This window comes from Streptomyces sp. YIM 98790 (genome assembly GCF_011421595.1).
Lineage (GTDB): Bacteria > Actinomycetota > Actinomycetes > Streptomycetales > Streptomycetaceae > Streptomyces.
On the sequence record NZ_WTLH01000217.1, the window covers coordinates 1 to 8,605 of the forward strand.

Consider the following 8,605-nt stretch of genomic DNA (forward strand, 5'->3'; position numbering starts at 1 on the left):
TGTCGAGTTCCCTGGCGACGTGCGCGATCGGCCGGCTCGACTTGAGAGCCAGATGGACTGCTTCTTCTCGGAACTCCGGTGAATATCTACTGGGTGGTGCCACGTGCTTACTTTCTCGTCGTGCTCGGGGGGACATCCTATTGGGTCCCTGTCCGGAGACTTCGAGGCACCTCACTCGCCGGAGCAAGCCGGGCACAGGGTGACGTAACCGCTCGCGGTGGGGGTGCGCCATGCCCAGCGACTTCCCTGCTGCTGGCAGCCGGTGCAGATGCGGGCCTGCTCCGCGAGGGCTCGGTCTCGCTCTTGCCACCGATCAAGCATGTCCGCGTACGCACGCGGAAGCACCCAGCGCGTCCCTGACCAGGTCAGCAGTTCGAACGGGCGGGTGGCGGCCACCGTGCACGCACCGTAGGACGAGATGAGCTCCTCGAGGGTGAGCTGGCCGGGCAGACCATGGGTGCCGATTTCGTACCAGCTGCTGCAGAAGTCGCTGTCGAAGTCGCCGTAGGCAGGGACGAGGTCCCGGTGGCGAGAGCGCCGTGCGGCAGCGTAGATCCAGTAGTTCAGTATCCTGCGCCAGTCGGCTCGGTTCCAGTCGTCATAGGATTCCCGATCCTCGAAGTAGCGGCGGCTGGGAACCTGGGCCTCCATCACGTCGCTGTGGTCGACCGTGACGGCAGCCAAGGCCTTCCCGGCGCGGCGGATGTCGCGGTCGTCGTACTTCCAGCGGCCCTTGTTCTTGTAGCCGCGCACAGCGACATCGCCGATGAACACATGGCCGTGATCGAGGAAGTCACCTCTGCTCGGGATCAGTTCACCGGCGTCGAGAGGCAGGCCACAGTCCTTGGTCAGATCCGCCAGGGTGTCCCGGGCCAGCTGTGGGCTGATGAGCATGCCCGGATGATGTCAGGAGGGTCTGACATTGCCGGAATGTCGCTGCCCTCCGGCTCCGGAGGGCAGCCGGAAGGAACCCTGGAAATGGCGTTACGGCCTGCGCCAACGGCGGTTCTCCGGGGCGCTTCGGGCCATGCCTCGACGGTAGCCCCAAGGGCGCCAGCGGCACTTCTTCGGCGGCATAAGCTCTGGAAGACACGGTGAAGGCGTCTCGATGCCACCGTTCGGACCGTTCCATTTTTGTCAAGTCAGGTCGCCCTTATGGCACTTGCGGCATAGCGTCAACGGGGTGGGACGAGACTGGTTCGGAGGGCGGGCACCGTGAAGGATCAGGACAGGGCGCGAGGTGCAGGTGGCAAGCCGTCCGGATCGGTGCGCCGGGAGGTGTGGGTGCGTAGTGGGGGCAGATGCGCCCTGTGCAACGCCTACCTGCTGGAGGGTTCGATGTCGGGGCGGACGTTGAATCTGGGCGAACTCGCGCACATCGTCGGCCGCGGCAGCGGTGTCCGCTCGCCACGGGGTGAGCAACCTCTGGATCACGCGCGGAGGGAGGACGCCGACAATCTGATGCTGCTGTGCGCCGACCAACACAGTGAGATCGATGCGGCGGGCGGGTTGGATCTGTTCACGGTCGAGAAACTGCGGCGGGTCAAGCAGGACCACGAGGACCGGATCCGGCACGTGACGGGCCTTGGGCCGGATCGCGCCACCACGGTGCTGCGGATGGTGGGGCCGGTCCACGGCAACGAGGTCGAGTTGTCCCGGCAGACGGCCGCGACCGCAGTCGTCGCCGGGGATCGGTTTCCACTGTTCCTGGAGTCCTACACACGCCACGGCCTCGAAATAGACCTGCGCGGGGCGCCCGGGGAATCGCAGGCCGCCCCGTTCACAGCGTCGCGAGCTGCGGCTGCCAGCCGCGACTACTACCGCGTAGCGACCCAGGTGATCGACAGCGTGATCGAGCGGCAGTTGCGCCCCGGCATCATGCGCGATGCCGTGCGGCATGTGAGCGTATTCGGCTTCGCGCGGCTGCCGCTACTGGTGCATCTGGGGTCCCGGCTGGACGACACGGTGCCCACCGACATTTACCAGCGGCACCGGGAGGATGAGTCGTGGGTGTGGCGCGACGGGAATGGCCCGGTTCCAGGGTTCACCACACAGATCGATCACGATGTGCCGGCCGGGAGCGAGGCCGTGGTGGTAATCAACGTGTCGGGAGCGATCGGGATGCAGGAGGTGCCAGCCGCGCTGGCGGGACTGCGCCGCTGGGAGATCCGTCCGGTCGGGGTGCCCACGGGCCCGGACATCATGCGTGGCCGCAGGTGCCTGGAGCGTTTCACTGCCGCGCTGCGGGGCTTCTTCGCCGGGCTGGAGGCTGAGGCGAAGACGCTGGAGCGCCTGCATGTGCTGCCCGCGCTGCCGATGTCCGCCGCGATCGTGCTGGGCCGTGTCCACCACCCGCAGGTCCATCCGCCGCTGGTGGTGTACGAACGGCTGGCCGGGAGTTATGTGCCGACCCTTGAGGTGGGTGGAAGTAGCGGGGCAGGCGTGGGGATGGTGGCGAGAGCGGCGGGCGGGTCATCAGGGTGGGGTGGGTAGGGGATGAAGTAGTGGGACGGCTGGGTACCGGTGTGGGGCTGGGCGCAAAGGTGAGTTCCGGAGACGGGATGGTGCATCTGCATGCCGAGGAGGGTGACGAGAGTAGCGGTGATGCTGGCGAGGTCGGCGGCGGACCCATGAAAGGTGGGCACGGAGCAGCCGCGGGTGGGTCTGATCTCCTGACCTGGCTGCGGTTCGCTCCACAGCTGGTGGTACGACTCCAGGGCAGGGCGGGCCAGGACGTGCTGGCCAGTGGTCTGGTCGATGAGTGCGGGGCCATGGCCGGTTCCGGGGGCTGAAACGGTGAGGATGCCGTGGCTGGCGGTCATCGGGTCGGTGGCCATCTGGGCGAGCACGGCTGTGCGACCGGAGTGGCGCGCCAGGAGGTCCAGGAAGCGTCCGGCGGTGATGCTGATAGTGGCATCGATAATGACGTCGGCCTGCTGAGCTGCATCAAGCAGTTCGAGTGAGGGGGGTGGCGGGGAGATGTCGACGATAAGGTCGTCGCGCAAGCTGCGCAGCCGCTTGGCCAGGGCGACGGCCTTGTTTTCGCCGACGTCGGCTTCGGTGTAGTTCTGCCTCACCAACAGTCCGCCGGTGATGGGGGTGCCAGGATCGCTGAGGCTGATGCGGGCGGCCCCGGCGCGGGCTATCAGTTCCGCAGCCCAAGAGCCGATCCCGCCGCAACCCCAGAGATGGACGTGGGTGCCGTGGAAGGCGTTGACGGGGCGTTGGGCGTCGCGGCGGGTAGTGACGGCCTCCCGCTCCTCGGACAGGTAGCACCATTCGACGGCGCTGTCACCTACATCGGCGGGCAGCGCGGACAGATTCTCTGCCGGGCGAGGTGTGCGGCGCAAGGTGTCGCTGACCGGGACAGACAGGCGTCCGGCCAGGAGGAAACGGGGGCCCGCTGGAAGGCCGGGGTGCGGTACGGCAAGGATGAAGTACTGGTTGGTTCCCTCGGGATTGCGGCGGGCGGAGTGAGTCAGGGCAGTCAGGAAAGCGGGTGAGGTGAGTCCGGGTCGGCGGAGGGCTCCCGTTTGGCCAAGCGTGGGATTGTCGATGCGGTTGAGGAGGTCAGCGAGAGTGTGGCCGGCCCCGAGAGGCAGGTGGTGGCCGAGGGGCAGTACGGGCAGGCGCATGCTCTGCTCGTGGGCCTGGTGCCTGGAGAGGTCAAGTCGCTGACTGAAGCGGGGGGTGAGCCAGCCAGTGTGCGCGGTGCGGTGCTCGTTCGGTTCTCGGACGACGATGGTGGGTGTGCCGTCAGTGCGGTGCAGGACTCCGCCGACGGCGTGGTAGAGGGCGGTGGTGGCGTCGAACCGGTTGGAGGCAGCGTCGGTGAGCCATTGCCACAGCCGGTTCAGGACCGCGGGGACGCCTCCTTCCGGGTTCCACTCGCGGGCGGTGTCGAGGTAGAGGCACAGGCGCACTCCCTCCAGCACGTGCGGGGTACCGGCGAAGCGAGTGTGCGGTGTCAGCACCTGCGGGGGCACCCGCTCGATGGGCGGGATGTCGAGGATGAAGTCCTCGTCCTCGCCCAGGACGAGCCCTCCCTCGGTGTGCGGGATGTCGGCGGTGTGCAGGCGGATGCGGATCCAGGCCGAGCCGTCGGGCTGGATCTGGGGGCCGCCCAGGACCCGGAGGTCTTCGGGGTGCTGGGCGGCGAGGGCTTTGAGGCCGGACAGCAGGTCCTGCTGCCATGGGCTCGTGGCGCGGGCGGGGGATTTGCGCTTGGTCATCCGGCACGTCCTGTACGGGTGGGAGTGATCAGCGGCGGCACCGGAAACTTGGGGCCGGCCGCCGGCGCGGTGGACGAGGAGGACGAGCCGGGCGGCTCGGGGAAGCGGCTGCCGAACAGTTCCCGCCACAGGCGCACGCTGGTGGCAGGGTCCGTCTCGTCGTAGGCGCTGCGGATGTCGCGTGCGTGGGTGTGGATGCGGTCGCGGAAGTAGGCGTAGGTGGCCTGGTTCCAGCGGTGGTCGAAGGTAACCCCAGATCCGGACGGGTCGGGGATGGACGGCTTGTAGGGGCGGGCCTGCAGCCACTCGTCGAGGTCTTCCACGATGGTGAGCAGCGCAGTGGGAACGTTGGCGTAGCAGCCCGGCTCAAGCAGGGCGGTGGTCTGGGTAACCCGTTCGCCGAGGAGGGTGGTGAGGATGATGGAGCGGGTGCCGGTGAAGGAATTCCTGTGGTCGCGAAGGTACTTCATCAGTCGGATGACCTTGCGGAGGTTGCCGCCCGTGATGTCGTCCTTCTCCTTCATCCAGGCTGTGAACCCGGCGGGGTTGGTCACCTCGAACCGATTCTCGTCGCGGTTGACGATGACTTCGCGGCCGTCGGCGAGGCGCAGGTAGGGCACGATGTCGACGTGCATCGAGTTGGCGTAGGTGAGCTGTACGCAGCGGCATTTACGGGTGTGCGGCATGGTCTTGTAGATGCTGTGCCGATGCAGAGCTGCGTAGATCTTGTCGATGTAGGTTGCGGGATTGTCTGCCCAGTCCAGAACCTCCTGGAGGTGGAGCATGAAGTCGGCGTCGAACTCCTTGTCGCCGACCGGGTTGATGATGGTGCGCTGCGCCCACGATCCCTGGGGCTTCTTGCCGAGAATGAGCGGTCCGAGTTCCGGGTCGCTCTTGAGGGCCTGGTAGATGGCCTCCACCCGGGAGGCGAGGAGATCGAGCTTGGTCTGACTGAGGTTGACGACGTCCCGCAGGAACGTAGTGAAGCAGTTGACGTGCTGCATGAGTGTCTCTTCCTGGGATGGTGCCCTGTCCGCGAAACAGCAGCGTGGATGCCGTGTGCGTCGGGATGCTGCGCGGCCCTCGGGCATGGAAAGGGGCAACGCGCAGGTCACGTGCCGGCTGGCCGGTCCTTCACGCCAAGCACACGTGTGGCGTGTGCGGCGGGTGTCCGCGCAGGGCAGAGGTGACGAGGCAGCCGCGTATCCAGGGAGGTGCGGGATACCACGGCAGACGGTAAGCGCGGCTAGCGGTGCCAGCACCTTGAGCCCCGGGCGACGTGATCAGGTCGACTGCCGCTGTGCACGGCTGGTCGGGGCGGCGCCTGTACGGCAAGCCGACGTGTGCATGGTGCCATCCGGTCAGTGCTGCGGTCCGTCGTCACGGTCCGGCATGCAGTGCGCGGTACGGCCCTGGTCGGGTGTACGCCTGCCCGGTGCGTGCCGGGCAGGGTGCACGTCTTTCCCAAGGAGCCCGCCTGCTCCCTGGTGTAACCAGGAGAGCACACAGAACGACCATCACGCAAGGCACTTTTTGATGGTCAGTTTTACTGACATCAGCTCGCCGGGTCTGGTCGGGTCGGCGTTCGGGGCGAGTCGAGCCAGTGGCGGCTGCCCCCGAGCGCGCCGATCACCTGGTCTCTAGTTGGCGGGGCCGGAGATGATGCCCAGGTTCATCAAGCGATAGGTCATCGCGATCTCGCTGAGCTTGAAGGTGTCCGCCAGCTGGGTCACCAGCTCGTCGACGGTACGGAAAGAGGTCTGGCGCACCGCGGCCCGGACCAGCGTCTCGGGGGCGAGCAGGGCCGCAGCGAAGCGGTTGGCCTCGACCTCCTCGCGGTCGGTTGCCATGCTCGACACCGTATTGCGGTAGTTCACCCGCGTGTCCGTGTCCAAGATCAAGGGCCGGCCGCGGTGCATCCGCAGGTGCCCGAGCTCATGCGCCACCGTGAAACGCTGCCTCAACAGGGAATGATTGCAGTTCACACCGATCACACTCTGGCCGTCCCTCCGCAGCAGCATGCCCGAGACGTCGTCGTCCAAGCTCTGCGGCACGACCTGAACATCCAGGCCGCACGCCAGCGCGAACGGGTCGACCGGAGCGGCGGCGATCTGGAACTCCCGCAACAGGGCCCGTGCGGCAGTGTCAGCTCTGGCCATGAGCGTTGTTCTTCTCGGCCTCGGACCATACCGAGGCGACATCGGCCGCGTACTTGGCCGGAAGGCCAGCAACCTCCTCCGGCAGGAGCTGCGGGAGCAGTTCAGCCGGCTCCACATGAAGGACCGCCGCCATACGGACGAGGCGGTACAGCGGGGGTGTTTGCGTCCCGCTCTCGATGTTCGTGATTGACCCTCGCGACAGCCCAGCCTGCCGCCCGAGCAGTTCCTGGGTAAGCCCTGCCCGGAGCCGGGCCCCCCTGATCAGCCGCCCCACAGCGGCATTGAAAGCCTTCTCTTCCATACTGCCCCCAGTGATGTCAGCCTCGCTGACAACCTACTTCCCCGGCTACGGCTCTACCAGACCCGGGGTGGACGGGCGATCGATCACCCCGCACGTCGCACGAGGTCGTGCGCCCTGAGTGTCGGAGGCTGCTTCTACGGTGGGCAGGGTGACACGTGACGAAGCCATATCGCAGCCCGCGCCGGTGCCCGCCTACAGGGCCGTGGTGGGAGATGAGCCGCTCACCGGTCCGGTGCGGAACTCGGTGGGCGGCTGGCCCTACCTTGATGCTGGCCAGGAGTGGCCGCAGTGCTTCTGCGGCCTGGACCTGGTCCTGTACTTCCAGTTCGACATCCCCGCCGACGTGGAGTTCTTCGGCGGCACACACCTCTTGGTGTTCCACTGCCGTGCCCACAACGACGCCGCCTCCCCCGAACTCCGCGACGGCCGCCTCGTTCCCCGGTACTGGCAGGCCCCGCAGCCCCCGTACCCCGGCACCTTCTGGCGCATCCTCCTCCAGGACAACCCTTCCCCCACCGACCGGCCCGAGCCTCATCTGCAGCCGCGGCCTCTCACCCTGACGCCCTTCACCGACCACCCCCTGCCCTGGGGCGACGAGGAGTTCGTCGGCGCCCAGGAGTTCAAGGTGGGCGGCATACCCTCCTGGGCACAGGGCCCGGAGTCCTACCGCTGCGCCTGCGGCGCCGACCTGGTCTACCTGTGCCAGGTTCCCGAAGACATGCCCTTCACCACCCGACCCGGCAGCCCCGAACAGCCCTACGGCAGCACAGACGAATACTGCCTGTTCCTCGGCAACGAGGTCTACCTCCTCGCCTACCCCGCCCGCTGCCACCCGGCCGCCACCTGGCCCGTCAACCAGAAGTGACGCACCAGCCTCTTACCCACCGCGGGACGGGACACCCCGCCCCGGAAACCCACTCGCCACAAGGCGACGGACCTTCACACATCCGCGCCCCGGCGCCGAGATCCGCCACTCGAGAGTTCCCAGCGGCTTGTACCCTGCCGACAGACCCCGGGTGGCGACACCCGACTTGCCCCGGGGGGCGGGCGCCAACTCCTCCGGGGACCACTCGGGGACCACACGCCATGCACAGCACCGCACAACCCTGGCAATACGACACGGAACTCCCCGTCCCTTTGTTCCAACTGCCCTATTTTCATAGCGCTTTGGCCGAACTGGAGGTCAAGGGGTCGTGGGTTCAAATCCCGCCGTCCCGACACTGGTCAAAGGCCCTCCGGGAGGATCCCGGAGGGCCTTTGACATCAACGGCTGACATCAACGCCCTCACCCGGCGCGATTGCCGCCGCCCCCCGCCGGGATCACTCGGACTCCTCGGGCTCCTCGGTGTCCTCATCCATGCCGAGGGCGTCCTCCATCTGCTCCGCGGCAGCCTTCAGGGTCGTGTCCATCACGTGGGCGTAGGTGTCCAGCGTCATGGTGATGGTGCTGTGCCCGAGCATCTCCATGATCGTCCGGGCGTCCACGCCCTGGGCCAGCAGCAGGGAGGCGCAGGTGTGCCGCAGGTCGTGCACCCGCACCCGCGCACCTTCGCCCGCCGGCACAGCACGGTCAGCATCCGGTTCAGGCTGCGAGGGTCGGTGGGCCGCCCGGTGGGTGTGGTGAAGACCAGCCCGTCGGGCTGGTGGGCCAGCGGATCCCAGGCCAGGCCGGCCGCCGCCCGCTCCGTCTCCTGCCGGGCACGGTGGGCGCGCAGCGCCTGCACACACCTTTCGGGCAAGGAAATGGTGCGCTGGGAGCGTGAGGTGCCTCGAAGTCTCCGGACAGGGACCCAATAGGATGTCCCCCCGAGCACGACGAGAAAGTAAGCACGTGGCACCACCCAGTAGATATTCACCGGAGTTCCGAGAAGAAGCAGTCCATCTGGCTCTCAAGTCGAGCCGGCCGATCGCGC

Annotated in this window: 9 protein-coding genes; 2 read left to right on the plus strand and 7 right to left on the minus strand. The window is 67.4% G+C overall.

Annotated features, from left to right (window positions below; genetic code table 11):
* Positions 1–232 (minus strand): transposase (locus GQS09_RS31095; protein ID WP_207958242.1); only part of this gene is annotated, 232 nt, incomplete at its 3' end.
* On the minus strand, positions 172–894 hold the full coding sequence (locus GQS09_RS24585) for a hypothetical protein (RefSeq protein ID WP_165989765.1): 723 nt from the start codon (positions 892–894) through the stop codon (positions 172–174). The genes GQS09_RS24585 and GQS09_RS31095, both read right to left, overlap by 61 nt.
* A 321-nt stretch (positions 895–1,215) precedes the next feature.
* Here GQS09_RS24585 and GQS09_RS24590 point away from each other — a divergent pair, with 321 nt between their 5' ends.
* Entirely contained in the window at positions 1,216–2,493 is a 1,278-nt protein-coding gene (locus GQS09_RS24590; protein WP_313896322.1) for an SAVED domain-containing protein, read from the plus strand.
* On the opposite strand, the gene GQS09_RS24595 is transcribed toward GQS09_RS24590, so the two are convergent.
* From GQS09_RS24595 to GQS09_RS24610, 4 genes are all read right to left on the minus strand, one after another.
* Positions 2,400–4,232, minus strand: a complete 1,833-nt coding sequence (locus tag GQS09_RS24595; protein WP_165989766.1) for a ThiF family adenylyltransferase — start codon at positions 4,230–4,232, stop codon at positions 2,400–2,402. The genes GQS09_RS24590 and GQS09_RS24595 overlap by 94 nt on opposite strands.
* Positions 4,229–5,236 carry a nucleotidyltransferase gene (locus GQS09_RS24600; RefSeq protein ID WP_165989767.1) on the minus strand — a complete coding sequence of 336 codons (1,008 nt, stop codon included), beginning with the start codon at positions 5,234–5,236 and terminating at the stop codon, positions 4,229–4,231. The genes GQS09_RS24595 and GQS09_RS24600 overlap by 4 nt, the downstream gene beginning before the upstream one ends.
* Positions 5,237–5,872: 636 nt before the next feature.
* Complete coding sequence (locus tag GQS09_RS24605; RefSeq protein WP_165989768.1) at positions 5,873–6,391, minus strand: ImmA/IrrE family metallo-endopeptidase; 519 nt, start codon at positions 6,389–6,391, stop codon at positions 5,873–5,875.
* The gene (locus GQS09_RS24610; protein WP_165989769.1) at positions 6,378–6,692 is read right to left on the minus strand and encodes a helix-turn-helix domain-containing protein; all 315 of its coding nucleotides are present in this window, start codon (positions 6,690–6,692) and stop codon (positions 6,378–6,380) included. The genes GQS09_RS24605 and GQS09_RS24610 overlap by 14 nt, the downstream gene beginning before the upstream one ends.
* Positions 6,693–6,840: 148 nt before the next feature.
* Here GQS09_RS24610 and GQS09_RS24615 point away from each other — a divergent pair, with 148 nt between their 5' ends.
* Positions 6,841–7,557: a hypothetical protein gene (locus GQS09_RS24615; RefSeq protein WP_207958241.1), complete on the plus strand. Its 717-nt coding sequence runs from the start codon at positions 6,841–6,843 to the stop codon at positions 7,555–7,557.
* 455 nt (positions 7,558–8,012) lie between these two features.
* Here the strand turns inward: GQS09_RS24615 and GQS09_RS30790 are convergent, their stop codons facing one another.
* Positions 8,013–8,231 (minus strand): tyrosine-type recombinase/integrase, encoded by a 219-nt coding sequence (locus tag GQS09_RS30790; protein ID WP_313896323.1) that lies wholly within the window; start codon positions 8,229–8,231, stop codon positions 8,013–8,015.
* Positions 8,232–8,605 lie beyond the last annotated feature (374 nt).